Origin of the sequence: Streptomyces mesophilus (assembly GCF_040300965.1) — a bacterium.
GTDB classification, from domain to species: Bacteria; Actinomycetota; Actinomycetes; order Streptomycetales; family Streptomycetaceae; genus Streptomyces; species Streptomyces mesophilus_A.
The window spans coordinates 1-16,717 of record NZ_JBEPEW010000164.1; the positions used below are offsets into that span (position 1 = coordinate 1).

Here is a 16,717-nt window from a genome sequence, read left to right on the forward strand (position 1 = left end):
CCCGCCGCCGTACGCGAGGCCCTCGACAACGGTGCCGATATCGAGGCCCGCGACGACCGGGGCCGTACGCCGCTGCTGCTCGCCGCGACCGGCGACCATGACGTGGCCGCGCGGATCCTGGTCGAAGCGGGCGCCGACCCCGATGCCCAGGACGAGCAGGACGACAGCGCCTGGCTGGTGACCGGCGTGACCGGCAGCGTGAAGATGGCCCGGGTACTGATCCCCGCCGGGCCCGACTACGCACTGGAGAACCGCTACGGCGGAACGTCCCTGATCCCGGCGGGCGAGCACGGCCACGCGGACTACATCCGCGAGGTCCTGAAGAACACGGACATGGACGTCGACCACGTCAACAACCTCGGCTGGACCGCCCTGTTGGAGGCCGTCATCCTCGGCGACGGCGGTGCGGCCCATCAGGAGACGGTCGAGGCGCTCCTCGACGGCGGCGCCGATCCCGACCTCGCGGACGGCGACGGGGTGACCCCGCTGCAGCACGCCGAGGACAAGGGCCAGGACGAGATCGCCGAGCTGCTGCGGGCGGCCGGGGCCTGACGGGAACAACGCGACGCCGGCCGGGCGGGCCGTAGTCCTTCGGACTACTCCCTCCGGCCGACGGGGCACCCGGGAAACGGGCCCCGGGCCGGATGCCCGGGCAGACGGTCCCCCGGGAGCCTGGCCCCATGCGCTTATTCGGAGCAAGATCCCTTCAGTTCAGGTCGGCCGTCGGAGCCGCCGCGTTCGGACTGCTCGCGACCGGGCTGCTGCCCGCGCCCGCCGCGGGCGCGTCCGGTGGCGACGGTGGCGTCGGAGGCGTGCAGATCCGGCGGACCGCGTACGGCGTCCCGCACATCGTGGCCCGCGACTTCGGCTCGCTGGGCTACGGATACGGATACGCGTTCGCCCAGGACAACGTGTGCGAGCTCGCCGACACGGTGCTGACGCTGCGCGGCGAACGGTCGCGGTACTTCGGCGCGCAGGGCGAACCGGCGGGCGGCGGGGACGGACCCGGCGAGGAGCTGCCGTACAACCTGGCGAGCGATACCTACTACAAGGCGCAGCGTGAGGCCGGCACCGTGCGCAAGCTGCTCGCGCGGAAGGCTCCGCTCGGGCCGGTGGATGAGCTCAGGAGGATGGTCGCGGGGTACGCCGAGGGGTACAACCGCTATCTGCGGGACACCGGCGTCGACTGGATCCCCGACTCCCGGTGCAAGGGCAGACCGTGGGTACGGCCGGTCACGGCCGAGGACCTGTGGCACCTCGTGTACGACGTCAACGCCGCGTCCGGGGCGGCGCCCTACGCCGCGGCCATCGGCGACGCCAAGCCGCCGGGAGCGGCGGGCGCCCGGCCGAAGGCCTTGCACGAACCGGAGACACGGCCGGCCAGCAACGGCTGGGCCCTCGGCCGGGAGGTGCTGCGCCCCGGAGCGGGAAACGCCATGGTGCTGGCCAATCCGCATCTGCCCTGGGTGGGCAACTCCCGCTTCTACCAGGTGCAGTTGACGATCCCCGGCACGCTGGACGTGGCCGGCGCGAGCCTTCAGGGCACGCCCATGGTGGAGATCGGGCACAACCGCACGCTCGCCTGGACCCACACCGCGAGCAACGCCCAGCACGGCTCGCTCTACCGGCTGAAGCTCGCGCCCGATGACCCCACGAGCCACGTGGTCGACGGGAAGCGCGAGCGGATGACCCGTACCACCGTCGAGGTCGTGGTCAAAGGCGAGGACGGCAGGGCGCGGACCGAGCGGCGCACGGTGTACGGCACGCGTTTCGGTGCCGTGCTGAACTTCGGCTGGACGAGCACCCACGCGTACGCGCTGCGCGACGCCAACGAGAGCAATCTGCGCTCGATGAACACCTGGCTCGCGATGGGCACTTCACGCGATCTGGACGGGCTGCGCGCTGCGCACGACACCTCGCAGGGCATCCCGTGGACCTACACCTTGGCCGCGGACAGCAGCGGCGATACGTACTTCACGGACGCCTCGGCCGTCCCGCACCTCACGGACGAGCAGCTGGAACGCTGCGCCGTGCCGGGCGGCGATGAGGCACCCGAAGCGCTGGACGGTTCACGGACGGACTGTGCCTGGGGCAGCGATCCCGATGCGCTAGTCCCCGGTATCCACGGGCCGTCCCGGCAGCCCGAGTTGAGCCGCGGCGACTTCGTGGCCAACTCCAACAACGGTCCGCAGTACACCAATCCGTCGGCTCCGCTGACGGGCATCCCGTCCGTCTACGACGTGAACCCCCGCCTCGGCCCGCGCGCGCAGCTCGGTCTGCGGATGATCGAGGAGCGGGGCACGGGCGCCGACGGTCTGGGCGCACCGGGCTTCACCTTGCGCACGCTGCGCGAGTCGATGCTCGGCAACCGTGTTCTGTCGGCCGAGACGGGCCGCGCGGACATCCTCGCGCTGTGCCGGGCGCATCCTCGGCTGGAAGCCACCGACGGCAAGGTGGTCGATGTGCGCAAGGCCTGTGCCGCGCTGGGGCGTTGGGACGGCCGGGCGGACGCCGACAGCAGCGGTGCGGCGCTGTGGATCTCGTTCTACGGACGGCTCGCCGAGAGGGGGCCGTCGCAGAGCTGGCACAAGGTGCCGTACGACCCTCAGGAGCCGCTCACCACACCGCGTGGCATCAAGGGTGAGGATCCGCACGTGCGACGCGCCCTCGCCGACACCGTGCAGGAGTTCGCGGCCGAAGGGCTGCCGGCGGATGCCGCGCTCGGTGCGGTGCAGAAGTGGGCGGGGGTGCCGCTGCCCGGCTGCGACGGCTCGGAGGGCTGCTTCAACGTCCTCGAGGGGAGCGCCGATTCGGGTACGGGTACGCCCCGGGGCGGCACGTTCGGGACCAGCTTCCTGATGGCCGTGACGCTGACCGACGACGGGCCGCGCGCCTCCACGCTGCTCACCTACGGGCAGTCGGCCGACGAGGCCTCGCCGCACTACACCGATCAGACCCGGCTGTTCTCGCGGGGGCGGTGGGTGAGCGAGCGGTTCACCGAGGCGGAGATCCTCGGCGATCCGCAGCTGGAGGTGACGACGCTCGAGCGCTGACGCGCAAGGGCCGGGACCGACACACGCGGTCCCGGCCCTGCGCCCGGCGTCATACCGCCTCGGCCATCGCCTCGGTCATGCCGGCTGCGCCATCCGCTCGTTCACGCCGCCTCGGCCATCCGCTCCTGTCCGGCGAACTGCGTCCGGTGCAGCTCCGCGTAACGTCCGCCGTGGGCGAGCAGTTCCTCGTGCCGTCCGCGTTCCACGATCCGGCCGTCCTCGACGACGAGGATCTGGTCGGCCGAGCGGATCGTCGACAGACGGTGGGCGATGACGAGGGCGGTCCGGCCCTCCAGGGCCTCGGCGAGCGCCTCCTGGACGGCGGCCTCTGAGGTGTTGTCGAGGTGGGCGGTCGCCTCGTCCAGGATGACCACCCGCTGACGGGCGAGCAGCAGCCGGGCGATCGTCAGCCGCTGACGTTCACCTCCGGAGAGCCGGTACCCGCGCTCGCCGACCACCGTGTCCAGGCCGTCCGGCAGGGAGCGGACCAGCGGCTCCAGCCGCGCCCGGCGCAGCGCGTCCCACAACTCCTCATCGGACGCACCCGGCCGGGCGAGCAGCAGATTGGCGCGTACGGAGTCGTGGAAGAGGTGTCCGTCCTGCGTGACCATGCCGAGCGTCTGCCGCATGGAGGTGGCGCTGAGGTCACGGACGTCCACTCCCCCGATACGGACCACACCGTCGTCGGCGTCGTACAGCCGGGGAACCAGCTGGGCGATGGTCGACTTGCCGGCGCCGGACGAGCCCACGAGCGCGATGGTCTGGCCGGGTTCGGCACGGAAGGAGAGCCCGCGCAGCACCTCCTCGCCGCCTCGGGTGTCGAGCGAGGCCACCTCTTCGAGGGAGGCGAGGGAGACCTTGTCGGCCGAGGGGTAGCCGAAGCGGACGTTGTCGAACTCGACGGCGACCGGCCCGTCCGGCACGCTGCGGGCGTCCGGCTTCTCCTCGATCAGCGGCTTGAGGTCGAGCACCTCGAAGACCCGCTCGAAGCTGACCAGGGCGCTCATCACCTCGACCCGGGCACCGGCCAGGGCGGTCAGCGGCGCGTAGAGCCGGGTGAGCAGCAGGGCCAGGGCGACCACGGCGCCGGCGTCCAGGGTGCCGCGGATCGCGAACCAGCCGCCGAGGCCGTAGACGAGTGCCAGGGCGAGCGCGGAGACCAGGGTGAGCGCGGTGATGAAGGTGGCCTGCGCCATGGCGGTCCGTACGCCGATGTCCCGTACGCGGCGGGCCCGCTCGGCGAACTCCTCGGACTCCTCGCCGGGCCGCCCGAACAGCTTGATCAGCGTCGCGCCCGGGGCCGAGAAGCGCTCGGTCATCCGGGTGCCCATCGCCGCGTTGTGCGCGGCCGCCTCGCGCTGCAGCCTGGCCATCCGGGTGCCCATGCGCCGGGCGGGCACGATGAACACCGGGAGCAGGACCAGGGCGAGCAGCGTGATCTGCCACGACAGGCTGAGCATCACGGCGAGCGTGAGCAGCAGCGTGACCACGTTGGACACCACGCCGGACAAGGTGTTGGAGAAGGCGCGCTGGGCGCCGATCACATCGTTGTTGAGCCGGCTGACGAGTGCGCCGGTGCGGGTGCGGGTGAAGAACGCGACCGGCATCCGCTGCACATGGTCGAAGACGGCGGTGCGCAGGGAGAGGATCAGATCCTCGCCGAGGCCCGCGGAGAGCCAGCGGTTGAGCAGGCCGAGGCCGGCCTCGGCTACGGCGATCACCGCGATGACCAGGGCCAGCCGGACGACGACACCGGATTCCTTGCCGTCGACGATGGCGTCGACGACCCGGCCCGCGAGCACCGGGGTGGCCACGGCGAGCAACGCCATCGCCACGCTGATGAGCAGGAACTGTCCGATACGTCGGCGGTGCGGGCGGGCGAAGTCGGCGATACGGCGCAGTGTGGCCCGGGCGAAGGGACGCTGGTCCTGCTGGGCGTTCATCACGCTGTGCAGCTGCGTCCAGGCTGTGGTTTCCATGCTCATGCCTGGAACCTAGAACCTGAAGTAAACTTGAGGTCAAGGGTCCGTCCGCACGGAATCCGAAAACTCGCCGCACGAGCGCTCTGCTACAGTGCGAGTGGCACTTGTGTACGCCCTGAGTCATCGGGCGCCGGTGCAGTTCCTCTCTCCGCCCGCTTCCGTCGGGCTCCCGGACAGTCTCTGTCCCTGTCTCACCGCGCTTCCGCCGCACCTTTCGGGATGGCTCAGCCTCCCGACAGCCGCCCATGAGCCGGTTCCCCACGCTCCGCCGACGTGCGGTGCGCGCCTGATCCCAGGCGCCCCGCCCTTGCGTCGCGTTGAGCCCTTCCCCCCTCACGTATGCCAACTCACCGTCCATGAAAGGACGCGCCACCATGACTACCACCACCACACTTGAACCCACCCCTGTCGCAGCCGAGTTGCCCACGGCGTACGGGGTCCTGGATCTCACCACGCACGGCAACGGCATCCTGCGCACCCCCGGCCTGCTGCCGGCGCCCGGCGACATCCACGTACCGGCGGCGCTGATCCGCCGCCACGGCCTGCGCAAGGGCGACGCCGTCGAAGGGACGACCACGGGGGTGACGACTCGCGCCGCAAAGGGGCGCGCACTCGACCACGTATCCCTGGTCAACGGCCGACTCCCCGGCGCACGACCGCACTTCGGCGACCTCACACCCCTGCATCCGCGCGAACGCCTGACGCTGGAGCACTCCGGGGGCGGCATCACGCCCCGGATCGTCGATCTGGTCACGCCGGTCGGCAAGGGCCAGCGCGGGCTGATCGTCGCGCCGCCGAAGACCGGCAAGACCATGCTGCTCAAGCAGCTGGCCGCGGCCGTCACCGAGAGCCACCCGGAGTGCCACCTCATGGTGCTGCTCCTGGACGAGCGGCCCGAGGAGGTCACCGACATGCGGCGTTCAGTGCGCGGTGAGGTGCTCGCCTCCACCTTCGACCGGCCCGCCAAGGAGCACATCGCCCTCGCGGAGCTCGCCATCGAGCGCGCCAAGCGGCTCGTCGAACAGGGCCGCGACGTCGTGCTGCTGCTGGATTCCCTGACCCGTCTGTGCCGCGCGTACAACAACGCGGCGTCCTCCGGCGGCCGCACCCTCAGCGGCGGTGTCGACGCGGGCGCGCTGATCGGGCCGAAGCGCCTGTTCGGTGCCGCCCGGCTCACGGAGGAGGCCGGCTCGCTCACCATCCTCGCCACCGCACTGGTGGACACCGGTTCGCTCGCCGACAACTACTTCTTCGAGGAGCTCAAGAGCACCGGCAACATGGAGCTCCGTCTCGACCGCGCCCTCGCCGCCCACCGTGTCTTCCCGGCCGTGGACGTCACCCCGTCCGGGACCCGGCGCGAGGAACTCCTCGTACCGGCAGCGGAATTGACCGCCGTACGGGCGCTGCGCCGGGCTCTGCAGTCACGCAACGGGCAGGCCACCGAAGCGCTGATCGAGCAGCTGCGCAAAACCCCCGACAACCCGGCCTTCCTCCAGCAGGTCAAGCAGACCGTGCCCGGCGCCTGAGCGCGGGCGCTGGGGGATTTCCCCCAAGCAGGACGGAGGAAAGCCGCGTTCCGCGGGCCACCCGGGCGGATCTAGCTTCGAGGCATGAACACGAAGACGACCGCCCCGAGGGGGTCACGATGATCTCGGTCCGCGGACTGACCAAGCGCTACGGCTCGACCGCCGCCGTCGAGGACCTGAGCTTCGACGTGGCGCCCGGCGCCGTGACCGGTTTCCTCGGGCCCAATGGTTCCGGTAAGTCCACCACCATGCGCATGATCATGGGCCTGGACGCCCCGGACGCGGGCCAGGCCCTGGTCGACGGCCGCCCGTACGCGGAGCTGGCCTGGCCGCTGCGTGAGGTGGGCGCGCTGCTCGAAGCCCGTACGTACCATCCGGGCCGCAGCGCGTCCTGGCATCTGCGCGCACTCGCCGCGGGCGGCGGCATCCCGGGCGCCCGGGTCGACGAGGTGCTGCGGACCGTCGGCCTGAGCGAGGTCGCGCACCGGCGGGCGGGGACCTTCTCGCTCGGTATGTCGCAGCGGCTCGGGATCGCTGGCGCGCTGCTCGGGGACCCCGGTGTGCTGCTCTTCGACGAACCGGTGAACGGGCTCGATCCCGAAGGCGTGCGCTGGATCCGGGATCTGATGAAGGGGCTGGCCGCCGAGGGCCGTACCGTGCTCGTCTCCAGCCACCTGATCAGTGAAATGGCCCTCACCGCCGACCACTTGGTGGTGATCGGCCAGGGCCGGCTGCTCGCCGATACGAGTGTCGCCGAACTCACCGCCGACGGCGGCTCCCTGGAGGAGGCCTTCTTCCGGCTCACCAGCGGCTCCGCCACGTACCGCGGCACCACCGGAGCCTCGACCGCCTCACCGTCGTCCGCAGCACCGACCACCACCTCCCACCGGAGCACCCGATGAGCACCGCCGCACTCTCCCCCGGCCTCCCCGTACCCGAGGACCGGTACGGCTTCACACACGTGCTGCGGATGGAGTGGATCAAACTCCGCAGTCTGCGCTCCACGTGGTGGGCGCTGTTCGTCGTGGTGGCCGGGATGATCGCCATGGGGGTGGTCACCATGGCCAACACCAAGGCGCCGTCGGCCGACAAGGCGGCCACGTTCGACCCCACGAACAACGTGCTCGCCGGCGTCGCGCTCGGCCAGCTGGTCATCGGCGTGATCGGCGTCCTGCTCGTCACGGGCGAGTACTCGTCCGGTTCGATGCGCTCCACGCTGGCCGCGGTACCTCGCCGACCGCTGGTGCTCGCCGCGAAGGCGGCGGTGTTCGGCGGGGTGACCCTGGTGCTCAGCGAGGTCATCGCCTTCCTCACGTTCCTGGCGGGCCGCGCGGCCCTCGACCCGGCGATCGAGCAGCCCTCGCTCACCGACGGCGGCGTGCTGCGCGCCGTGCTGATGTCCGGGGCCTATCTGGGTCTGATCGCCGTGATGGCCGTCGGTATCGGCGCGCTGGTCCGGCACACCGCGAGCGCGATCGGCGCCCTGGTGGGGCTGCTCTTCGTGCTGCCGGCGATGCTGGCGGGCGCCACGGGCACGACCGTCGCCAAGTTCTTCCCGACGATGATCGCCGGGAACTCCCTCGCGGTGTCGCGGCCGATGCCGGAGATGCTCACACCGTGGGCGGGCTTCGCGCTGCTTCTCGTGTACACCGCCGTGGTGTACGGGGCCGGGGTGCGGGTCCTGGTACGACGCGATGCGTGAGGCGGACCGGGCGGACACGGGGCTCGTGGACATGGGACGGGTGGACGCGGACCGGGCGGACACGGGGCTCGTGGACATGGGACGGGTGGACGCGGACCGGGCGGACACGGGACTCGTGGACACGCCACCCGGTGAGCGGCCCGGCGCCGGACACGGGATCATCGTCGGCATGCCCGCCGGTTCCCGTGCCCCCGCCACCCCCTCACCCACCGGTTCCATGGCCCCCGCCGCCCCCTCGCCCGCCGGCCTGCTCGTCGAGGTGCTCAGGGCCCCGCTGACCCGCCGGGCCTGGCGCGAGGCCGCGTACCTCCTGATCACCGGCCTCAGCGGTTTCGTCGGCGCCGTGCTCCTGCTCGTGCTGCTCGCCCTCGGCTTCGGGTTCGTCCTCTCCCTGCTCGGCGCCCTGCTCGGCCTTGTCCTGACCGTCGCCGGTCTCGGCCTGGCCCGTGCGCTCGGCCGCATCCAGCGTCGCCTGGCGGCCGGGCTCCTCGGCGAGCGGATCCCCGCACCCCGGTCTCCCGCCGGGCGTGCGGATCTCGGCCTGTTCGGGCGGCTCGACGCACGGCTGCGGGACGCGACCGGCTGGCGGCACGTGGCCTACGTACTGGCGAAGCTGCCGCTGTCGCTGATCGGGCTGTACGCCGTGCAGTGGTGGGTGATCGGTCTGATCAACCTGACCGCACCCGTGCGCTGGGCCCTGTTCGGCCAGGGCGACGGCGGCGGAATGCTCCTGATGACACCGCTGCCCGCAGGCGGCAGCCCGACTGTGCACGACTTCGCGGGCACGCTGATCGGCCTCCCGATGGGCCTGGTCACCTTGCTGATCGCGCCCTGGTTCACCCGGCTCGTCGTGCTCGCCGACCGCCGGCTGATGCGGGCGCTGCTCGGACCGGGGTCGCTCGCCCAGCGCGTACGCGATCTGGAGGAGACCCGTGCGCTCGCCGTGGACGACTCGGTGGCGCTCCTTCGTCGCGTCGAGCGCGATCTGCACGACGGCGCGCAGGTGCGGCTTGTCGCCCTCGCGCTCGGACTCGACATGGTGAAGACCAAGCTCGCGGACGAGTCCACGCTCGATCTCGACGCCGTACGGCGGCTCGTGGACGGCGCGCACCTCAACGCCACCGAGGCCCTGACCGAACTGCGCGATCTGGCCCGCGGTATCCATCCGCCGGTACTCGACGAGGGGTTGGCGCACGCCCTGGAGACACTGGCGGCGCGCTCCACCGTGCCGGTGCAGCTCACCGTGGACGTGCCGGAACGCCCGTCGCCCGCGATCGAGTCCATCGCGTACTTCTGCACGGCGGAGCTGCTCACCAATGTCATCAAGCACAGCGGCGCCACCCGCGCCACGGTCTCGGCCGTCACCCGGCCGGACGGAACGCTGCGGCTGCGCGTCGGCGACGACGGGCAAGGCGGCGCCGAAGCCGGTACGGGCAGCGGACTCACGGGGCTGCTGCAGCGGGTGCGCACGGTGGACGGCACCTTGGAGATCCGCAGCCCGCAGGGCGGTCCGACCATGGTCACGGTGGAACTGCCGCCGCGCGCGTGAGTGGTGGGGGCGACGTGCGTCACGTAGAACGCGTGGAGCACGTACGACACGTATGCGGTGTAAGCGACAGGGGTGCTGCATACCGGGGTTCCAGGCGCTCCTGTTCGTCGCGCCTGGCAGCATGGGCCGCATGCGTGTAGTGATCGCCGAAGACGCCGCCGTGCTGCGGGAACTCCTGGTCCAGATGCTTCAGGACCGCGGCTACGAGGTGGCGGCCGCCGTGCCCGACGCCGAGGCCCTGCGCGCGGCCGTCGCCGAGCACCGGCCCGACGTCGCGATCGTCGACATCCGGATGCCGCCCACCCACACCGATGAAGGGCTGCGCGCGGCGATCGCGCTGCGCGGCGAACACCCGGACATGGGCGTGCTGTTGTTCTCGCAGTACGTGGAGACCAAGTACGCCACCGAGCTGCTCGCGGGCGGTTCGGCAGGCGTCGGGTATCTGCTCAAGGACCGGGTGGCGAACATCGCGGAGTTCACCTCCGCGCTCGACCGGGTCGCGGCCGGCGGCACCGCGCTCGACCCCGAGGTGGTCACCCAGCTCGCCGGGGCCAGCCGCCGCACCGACGATCTCGCGACGCTGACCGCCCGCGAGCGCGAGGTGCTCGGCCTGATGGCCGAGGGCCGCTCCAACGCCGCGATCGCGGCGGCGCTGCATGTCTCCGCGGGTACCGTCGAGAAGCATGTGGCCAGCCTCTTCGGCAAGTTGGGGCTGCCCGCGTCGGAGGACATGAACCGGCGCGTCCTCGCGGTGCTGCGCTTCCTGCGCGATTAGCTCCACGGGTCGCGGCGCGCCGGTCGGGCTACGGTGAGCTCATGACGCGATCTGTCCACGAGCTCTACGCCGCCCGGATCACCGACCAGACCCGCCAGTTGACCGCCGCCGTGGACGGCGCGGACACCACCACCCCCGTACCGGGTCTCGACGGCTGGACCCTGGCCCATCTCCTGCGCCATGTCGGGGGCGCCCACCGCTGGGCCGAGACGGTGATCCGCACCCGGGCCACCGCGCCGGTCTCCGACGACCAGGTCAACGACGTCACGCCCGACAAGGACGACGACCTGCCCGGCCTGACCGCCTGGCTGCTGGACGGGGCCGATCAGTTCGCGGCCACCTTGCGCTCCACGCCCGAGGACACGCCGGTGTGGACGGTGGCGCCCGGCGGCAGGCCGGCGTTCTGGGCCCGCCGTATGACGTACGAGACGGTGGTGCACCGCTTCGACGCGACCGCCGCGGTCGGCGGCACGTACACCCTGGACGCCGAGACGGCGGCCGACGGCATCGAGGAGTGGCTCGGTTTCAGCACACTCCCCCAGGCGTACGCCTCTGCCGAGGAGCAACAGGCGCTGATCGCCCCGGACCGCACCCTCCATCTGCACGGCACCGACGCACCGTCCGGGGCGGGCGAGTGGCTGATCGACCTCTCCACCACGACGATGAGCTGGAGCCACGGCCACCACAAGGCGACCACCGCCGTACGGGGGCCGCTCGGTGCGCTCCTGCTCGCGCTGTACGAACGCGGCGCGCTGTACGAACGCAGCGCGCCGGAAGGTGCGCTCCAAGTCTTCGGTGACGAGGCCCTGTTCACGCACTGGGTGCATGCCGCCGGGGACTGGCTGCGGCGCTGACCGGCACGGCACACTGCGTGCCATGACCGTACGTATCGAACGCACCGGCCCCGTCACCACCGTCGTCCTCGCCCGCCCCGAGGCACGCAACGCCGTCGACGGGCCGACGGCGGCCCTGCTCGCCGAGGCGTTCCGCGCCTTCGAGGCCGATGAGTCGGCGCGCGTGGCCGTGCTGTGGGGCGAGGGCGGCACGTTCTGTGCGGGGGCGGACCTCAAGGCGATCGGTACGGAGCGCGGCAACCAGGTCACCGAGGACGGGGACGGTCCGATGGGGCCGACCCGCATGCGGCTGTCGAAGCCGGTGATCGCGGCGATCGCCGGTCATGCGGTGGCCGGCGGCCTGGAACTGGCGCTCTGGTGCGATCTGCGGATCGCCGAGGAGGACGCCGTGTTCGGGGTGTTCTGCCGCCGCTGGGGAGTCCCGCTGATCGACGGCGGCACGGTGCGGCTGCCGCGGATCGTCGGCACGGGCCGCGCCATGGACATGATCCTCACCGGCCGCCCGGTGCCCGCGACCGAGGCGTACGCGATGGGCCTCGCCAACCGCGTGGTACCGACGGGCGGTTCGCGCGCGGCGGCCGAGCAACTGGCCGTCGAGCTCGCCGCGTTCCCCCAGGCCTGCCTGCGCGCCGACCGCGCCTCCGTCCTGGACCAGGAGGGCCAGGACGAACACACCGCCCTCGCCCGAGAGCTCCGCCACGGCTCCACCGCCCTGCTCGAAAGCCTCGAGGGCGCGGCCCGCTTCACGGCGGGGGCGGGGCGGCATGGGGCGTTCGGGGTCTAGGGCCTGTCCAGGGGACCTTGCGCGTCCGATCCCGATGCGGGGCCGTCGCAGAACCCCTACGGCAGCAGCACCCAGTCCCCCAGCAGCGCCCCCACAAGTCCCGCGCCCAGCAGATACGTTCCCAGACGCGTACGGCCCCGGCGGCTGAGTTCGATGACCAGGCCGCACAGGACGAGGAGCAGTCCGTAGACGCCGACGACCAGGACGGATGAGCGGCTGGCGAGGCGGATCGTGAGGACCGCGGCGACCAGGACCATCAGCGCGGAGGCCGCGGCGATCCGCAGCCGGCGCGCCTGGCGCGGGGTCATGCCCTGGCGGTCAGCCGTTGCCGGTGCGACGACCGTGGTCTCCGGTTCCGCTGTGGCGGTCGCTGATTCCTCGGTGGTGACGGCCTCTTGATCGGATGCGCTCATGGCCAAGGATCGTAATCGGTGCACCGTACGGCCCGGACCCCCGCTCCCCGCAACGCGTGCCCACTTCATCGCACCAGCAACTGAATTCCGCCCAGAACGGTCGCCCCGATCACAAGCCGCTCGAAAAGGAGTTGGTCGATCCGGTCCACGCACTTGCGACCCAGCCACGCGCCGGGCACCACGAAGAGAACGAGGGCCGCGTCGAGAAGCAGCGACTGCCAGTCGATCAGGCCGAGGCCCACACTGAAGGGGACCTTCGAGGTGTTCACGATCAGGAAGAACCATGCGGACGTTCCCAGGAAGCCCAGTTTCTGGAATCCGCTGGAGATCAGATACAGCGACATCACCGGGCCGCCGGCATTGGCGACCATCGTCGTGAACCCGCCGAGCACTCCGTACGAAGGCGCCTTCCAGCGTCCGGCGCCGCCGGCCGCGTCCTCCTCCTGACGTGCCGCGACCCGCCGCCGCCAGACGGTCACCGCGGCCATGAGCAGCAGAATCGCCCCGATCGATGTGCGCACCCCGGTGTCGTCCGCCCACATCAGGAACACCGTGCCGGCCAGGACCCCGGCGCCTACCGCCGGGAACAGCCGCCACAACGTGGGCCAGTGGGCATGCCGGCGATAGGTGAGGACGGCGAGGATGTCCCCGGCGATCAGAATCGGGAGCAGCACCCCGGTGGATTCCCGCGCGGGAAGAATGGCCGCGAATACGGCCAGACTGACCGTATTCGCCCCGCTGACGGCTGTTTTGGAGAACCCGACCAGCGCGGCAGCGAGCGCGAGGGCGACAAATCCCCAGAGCGATATGTCCATACGGGATGGATGCTACGTGAAACGACCTCCCGCGGGCGCCGCGCCCTCAATTCGCGGGCAGAGCAACCGATACCGGCTGTCAGCCGTCCAATTCCCCCAGCCGTCCGGCGATCTCACCGCGTACGGGGACCCCCAACTTCGCCAGAATCCGCTCCAGATGGGCATCAACCGTACGTTTGGAGATGACGAGCCGTTCCGCGATCTCGCGATTCGACAGCCCTTCGGAGGCCAGCAGGGCCACCTCGTGCTCGCGCCGGGTGAGGTCATGGGACTGCGCGCGCGGCGCCGGGATCAGCTGCTTCTCCTCCTGACCGGTGGCGAGCGCGACGACCTGCTCCAGCGGCCGCGAGGCCCCGTCCGCCCTGAGCTCGGCGCACCGCTGCTCGCCCAGCGCTTCCTGCGCGGCGCGGACGGCCGTCTGATGGAACTCCTCCATCAGCGAGGTGCCGCCGAGCCGAGCACCGGCGCCGGCCCACAGCGGATCCGCGGCCCCGAGCAGCCAGATGGCCTCCTCGTGCCGGCCGTCGTGGCCGGCCAGCCAGGCGAGGAGTTCGAGGCAGTACGCCAACCCCACGCCGTCGCCCAGCTCATGCTTGATCCGCATTCCGGTGACGCCCGAAGCGCGACTTTGCTCGTACTCGCCGCGGCGGAAGCGGGCCATGCCGATCACCATGTGCAGATAGCCGCGCACCCAGCCCTCGGTGGATCCCTCGCCCAGCCGTCTGAGCCCGCGCTCGCAGACTTCGAGCGCGGCATCGAGCTGACCGCTCAGATGCCGCATATAGCCGATCTGCGTCTCCAGGGTCACCAGGCCGACCACGTCCCCGGCCTCCTCGAGGATCCGGTGGGCCTCGTCCGCGGCCTTGGCCGCCTCCTCGTGCCGCTCCATGAAGGTGAGCGACAGATTGAGGTAGACCCGGCCGCGTCCCGCGACCACCGGATCGTCCAGTTCATCGGCGATCCGTACGCACTCCTGGGCCTCGTCGAGTGCTTTCGGATCCGCCTGGAACGCACCCAGATACGCGCTCTGCGCAAGCGCCCAGGCCCGTTCGCGTACGGGGCCGGGGAAGCGGTCCGTGATCTTCGCGTACCAGTAGCGGCCCTCGGTGTGCAGACCGGCGATATGCCAGTACGGCCACAGGGCGCCGGCCAGCGCGGCCGCCTCGTGATCCTTGCCGGGCGCCGCGAGCGCGTACTCGATCGCGAGGCGGATGTCGGCGTGCTGTTCGCGCAGCGCGTGATAGCGCTGGATCTGGTCGTCGGCGAGGAAGTTGCGGTCGAAGTCCTCGGCGAGTTTCAGATAGCGGGCGTAGTGCCGTTCCTGCATCTGCGCCTGTTCACCGCGCACCACGAGATGTTCGGCCCCGTATTCCCGCAAGGTGTCGAGCATCCGGTAGCGCGAGCCGTCCACGCCCTCGCGCTGCACCACCGATTTGTCGACGAGTCCGACGAGCGCCTCGAGGATCTCCTCGCGCGGCAGCTCACCCCCCGCGCAGACCTCCTCGATGGCGGCGATGTCGAAGCTGCCCGCGAACACCGAGAGCCGTGACCACAGCAACTGCTCCTGCCCGGTGCACAGTTCATGGCTCCACTCGATGGCGGTGCGCAGCGTCTGATGGCGCGGCAGTGCGGTGCGCCGGCCGCCCGTGAGGAGCCGGAAGCGGTCCTCGAGGCGGGCCACCAGCTGTTCCAGGGGCAGCACCCGCAGCCGTACGGTGGCCAGTTCGATGGCGAGCGGCATGCCGTCGAGCCGGCGGCACAGGGCGACCACGTCGGCGCGGTTGCCGTCATGTACCTCGAAGGCCGGATCGACCGCCTTGGCCCGCTGGGCGAACAGGTCCACGGCGTCGCCGCCCGTGGTGCGCACCGGCAGCGGCGCTATCTGGCAGATGTGTTCACCCGGCACGTCGAGCGGCTGCCGGCTGGTGGCGAGCACGGAGACGCCCGTGGTCTCGTGCAGCACGATGTCGGAGAGCATCGCGCAGGCGTCGACGAGGTGCTCACAGGTGTCCAGGATCAACAGCAGCTTGCGCTCGCGCAGATGGTCGAGGACGGCGTCGAGCGGCGGCCGGCTGTCCCCTTCGGGAAGCCCGAGACAGCCGGCCACGGTGTGCGGCAGCAGCTCGGGGTCGCGCAGCTCCGACAGCTCGACCAGACAGACGCCGTGTTCATAGCGGCCCGCGACCCGCGCGGCGGCGCGCAGCGCGATGCGGGTCTTGCCCACACCGCCGGGCCCCGTCACCGTCACCATGCGGGCCTGCCGCAACGCCTCGTCGACACGGGTCAGTTCCCTGCCCCGCCCGACGAACCCGGTCACCTCCACCGGCAGTTCCCCCGGCCTGCGGCGGACAAGAGCCAAAGTCATTCCCATCCTCACTGCGGTCGACGGGCGCGGCGTGTCTCGCCTCCGCTTCCCGCCGTCGACGATACGCTCCGGCCGCCGCGCCGTCCTCGGTATACCTAGGACCGCCCGGGGAGAAGTTCGGTATACGCATCAGGCACTCCGCCGCTGTCGGATGCGGCCGTCACCAGGCAAAGTAAGGCCCGTACGGCACACGCGGGAATGGTGTGCGTACGGCACGACCTCGGTCGGCTGGCTTGTCGGTGAGCCAGCCGGCCGAAGCGCCCGCCCGGGCGCCTTCCGCGCTCCCCCTCCGCCCCGGCCCCAGGGTCGTGGGCATGCGGGGCGCCCGGGGTCGGGGTGTCGCCCTCCCCCTCCTTCTTCCGTCGGCCCCTTCGCCCTTACGAGGGTCGTCAACGCCTGCCCGGACACCAACAGTTGAGGTGGTCACCTTGACACTAAAGCCGTCACACGCGATTATCGTCGCAGTGACACTAAGGGGGGTCCATGGCCGACATCACCCGGCGCTTCGGTCTGCGCCATCTGCGTTCCGCGCCCACCGCGCATATCCGCCATCTCCGCGCGGGCAAGGTGGTCCACGACGGGCCGGGGCTCAGCTTCTGGTACCGCTCGCTCAGCGCCGCGCTCTCGGAAGTGCCGGTGGACGACCGCGAGTTGGCAATGAGCTTCCACGCCCGCACCGCCGACTTCCAGGACGTCTCGACCCAGGCGACGGTGACGTACCGGATCAGCGACCCGGTCACGGCGGCGGCCCGTATCGACTTCTCCGTCGACCCCGACACGGGCGCCTGGCGCGGCGCACCCCTGGAACAGCTCGCGACCCTGCTCACGGAGACGGCGCAGCAGCACGCCCTCGACGTCCTGGCCCGCACCCCCCTGGCCGCCGCCCTGGTGGACGGCGT

Annotated in this window: 14 protein-coding genes; 10 read left to right on the plus strand and 4 right to left on the minus strand. The window is 71.4% G+C overall.

The features are described 5' to 3' along the window. Together ABT367_RS35410 and ABT367_RS35415 are read left to right on the plus strand one after the other, a co-directional pair. Positions 1-552: ankyrin repeat domain-containing protein (locus tag ABT367_RS35410; RefSeq protein WP_352257392.1), on the plus strand; the 552-nt coding region annotated here is incomplete at its 5' end. A 128-nt stretch (positions 553-680) separates the two neighbouring features. Continuing rightward, a complete protein-coding gene (locus ABT367_RS35415) occupies positions 681-3,053 on the plus strand; it encodes a penicillin acylase family protein (RefSeq protein ID WP_352257393.1) in 2,373 nt (790 codons plus the stop codon). A 101-nt stretch (positions 3,054-3,154) separates the two neighbouring features. Here ABT367_RS35415 and ABT367_RS35420 read toward each other — a convergent pair whose 3' ends face one another. Further along, the gene (locus ABT367_RS35420) at positions 3,155-5,038 is read right to left on the minus strand and encodes an ABC transporter ATP-binding protein (protein ID WP_352257394.1); all 1,884 of its coding nucleotides are present in this window, start codon (positions 5,036-5,038) and stop codon (positions 3,155-3,157) included. Between the two features lie 371 nt (positions 5,039-5,409). On the opposite strand from ABT367_RS35420, the gene rho reads away from it, so the two are divergent. The 7 genes from rho to ABT367_RS35455 all read left to right on the plus strand — a co-directional run bounded on the left by rho (position 5,410) and on the right by ABT367_RS35455 (position 12,225). Beyond that, entirely contained in the window at positions 5,410-6,561 is a 1,152-nt protein-coding gene (gene rho / locus ABT367_RS35425) for a transcription termination factor Rho (protein WP_352257395.1), read from the plus strand. Between the two features lie 119 nt (positions 6,562-6,680). After that, positions 6,681-7,463, plus strand: a complete 783-nt coding sequence (locus tag ABT367_RS35430; protein WP_352257396.1) for an ABC transporter ATP-binding protein — start codon at positions 6,681-6,683, stop codon at positions 7,461-7,463. Next, positions 7,460-8,263, plus strand: coding sequence for an ABC transporter permease (locus tag ABT367_RS35435; protein ID WP_352257397.1), 804 nt, complete (start codon positions 7,460-7,462; stop codon positions 8,261-8,263). The genes ABT367_RS35430 and ABT367_RS35435 overlap by 4 nt, the downstream gene beginning before the upstream one ends. Further along, on the plus strand, positions 8,256-9,812 hold the full coding sequence (locus ABT367_RS35440; protein ID WP_352257398.1) for a sensor histidine kinase: 1,557 nt from the start codon (positions 8,256-8,258) through the stop codon (positions 9,810-9,812). Before ABT367_RS35435 ends, ABT367_RS35440 begins: the two co-directional genes overlap by 8 nt. 130 nt (positions 9,813-9,942) lie before the next feature. Continuing rightward, complete coding sequence (locus ABT367_RS35445) at positions 9,943-10,587, plus strand: response regulator transcription factor (protein ID WP_352257399.1); 645 nt, start codon at positions 9,943-9,945, stop codon at positions 10,585-10,587. Between the two features lie 41 nt (positions 10,588-10,628). Next, entirely contained in the window at positions 10,629-11,441 is an 813-nt protein-coding gene (locus ABT367_RS35450; protein ID WP_352257400.1) for a maleylpyruvate isomerase family mycothiol-dependent enzyme, read from the plus strand. A gap of 22 nt (positions 11,442-11,463) precedes the next feature. Next, the gene (locus ABT367_RS35455) at positions 11,464-12,225 is read left to right on the plus strand and encodes a crotonase/enoyl-CoA hydratase family protein (RefSeq protein ID WP_352257401.1); all 762 of its coding nucleotides are present in this window, start codon (positions 11,464-11,466) and stop codon (positions 12,223-12,225) included. 56 nt (positions 12,226-12,281) lie between these two features. On the opposite strand, the gene ABT367_RS35460 is transcribed toward ABT367_RS35455, so the two are convergent. The 3 genes from ABT367_RS35460 to ABT367_RS35470 all read right to left on the minus strand — a co-directional run bounded on the left by ABT367_RS35460 (position 12,282) and on the right by ABT367_RS35470 (position 15,818). Further along, positions 12,282-12,638: a hypothetical protein gene (locus ABT367_RS35460; protein ID WP_352257402.1), complete on the minus strand. Its 357-nt coding sequence runs from the start codon at positions 12,636-12,638 to the stop codon at positions 12,282-12,284. Between the two features lie 65 nt (positions 12,639-12,703). After that, the gene (locus ABT367_RS35465; protein ID WP_352257403.1) at positions 12,704-13,453 is read right to left on the minus strand and encodes a sulfite exporter TauE/SafE family protein; all 750 of its coding nucleotides are present in this window, start codon (positions 13,451-13,453) and stop codon (positions 12,704-12,706) included. Between the two features lie 79 nt (positions 13,454-13,532). Then, positions 13,533-15,818 carry an ATP-binding protein gene (locus ABT367_RS35470; protein WP_352257404.1) on the minus strand — a complete coding sequence of 762 codons (2,286 nt, stop codon included), beginning with the start codon at positions 15,816-15,818 and terminating at the stop codon, positions 13,533-13,535. Between the two features lie 483 nt (positions 15,819-16,301). Here ABT367_RS35470 and ABT367_RS35475 point away from each other — a divergent pair. Continuing rightward, a partial coding sequence (locus ABT367_RS35475) for an SPFH domain-containing protein (RefSeq protein WP_352257405.1) occupies positions 16,302-16,717 on the plus strand: 416 nt, incomplete at its 3' end.

Bases quoted from the DNA above. Each gene is read 5' to 3' on its own strand.
- ABT367_RS35415 (WP_352257393.1), top strand. From the start codon at position 681: ATGCGCTTATTCGGAGCAAGATCCCTTCAGTTCAGGTCGGCCGTCGGA.
- ABT367_RS35420 (WP_352257394.1), bottom strand. From the start codon at position 5,038: ATGAGCATGGAAACCACAGCCTGGACGCAGCTGCACAGCGTGATGAAC.
- rho (WP_352257395.1), top strand. From the start codon at position 5,410: ATGACTACCACCACCACACTTGAACCCACCCCTGTCGCAGCCGAGTTG.
- ABT367_RS35430 (WP_352257396.1), top strand. From the start codon at position 6,681: ATGATCTCGGTCCGCGGACTGACCAAGCGCTACGGCTCGACCGCCGCC.
- ABT367_RS35435 (WP_352257397.1), top strand. From the start codon at position 7,460: ATGAGCACCGCCGCACTCTCCCCCGGCCTCCCCGTACCCGAGGACCGG.
- ABT367_RS35440 (WP_352257398.1), top strand. From the start codon at position 8,256: ATGCGTGAGGCGGACCGGGCGGACACGGGGCTCGTGGACATGGGACGG.
- ABT367_RS35445 (WP_352257399.1), top strand. From the start codon at position 9,943: ATGCGTGTAGTGATCGCCGAAGACGCCGCCGTGCTGCGGGAACTCCTG.
- ABT367_RS35450 (WP_352257400.1), top strand. From the start codon at position 10,629: ATGACGCGATCTGTCCACGAGCTCTACGCCGCCCGGATCACCGACCAG.
- ABT367_RS35455 (WP_352257401.1), top strand. From the start codon at position 11,464: ATGACCGTACGTATCGAACGCACCGGCCCCGTCACCACCGTCGTCCTC.
- ABT367_RS35460 (WP_352257402.1), bottom strand. From the start codon at position 12,638: ATGAGCGCATCCGATCAAGAGGCCGTCACCACCGAGGAATCAGCGACC.
- ABT367_RS35465 (WP_352257403.1), bottom strand. From the start codon at position 13,453: ATGGACATATCGCTCTGGGGATTTGTCGCCCTCGCGCTCGCTGCCGCG.
- ABT367_RS35470 (WP_352257404.1), bottom strand. From the start codon at position 15,818: ATGACTTTGGCTCTTGTCCGCCGCAGGCCGGGGGAACTGCCGGTGGAG.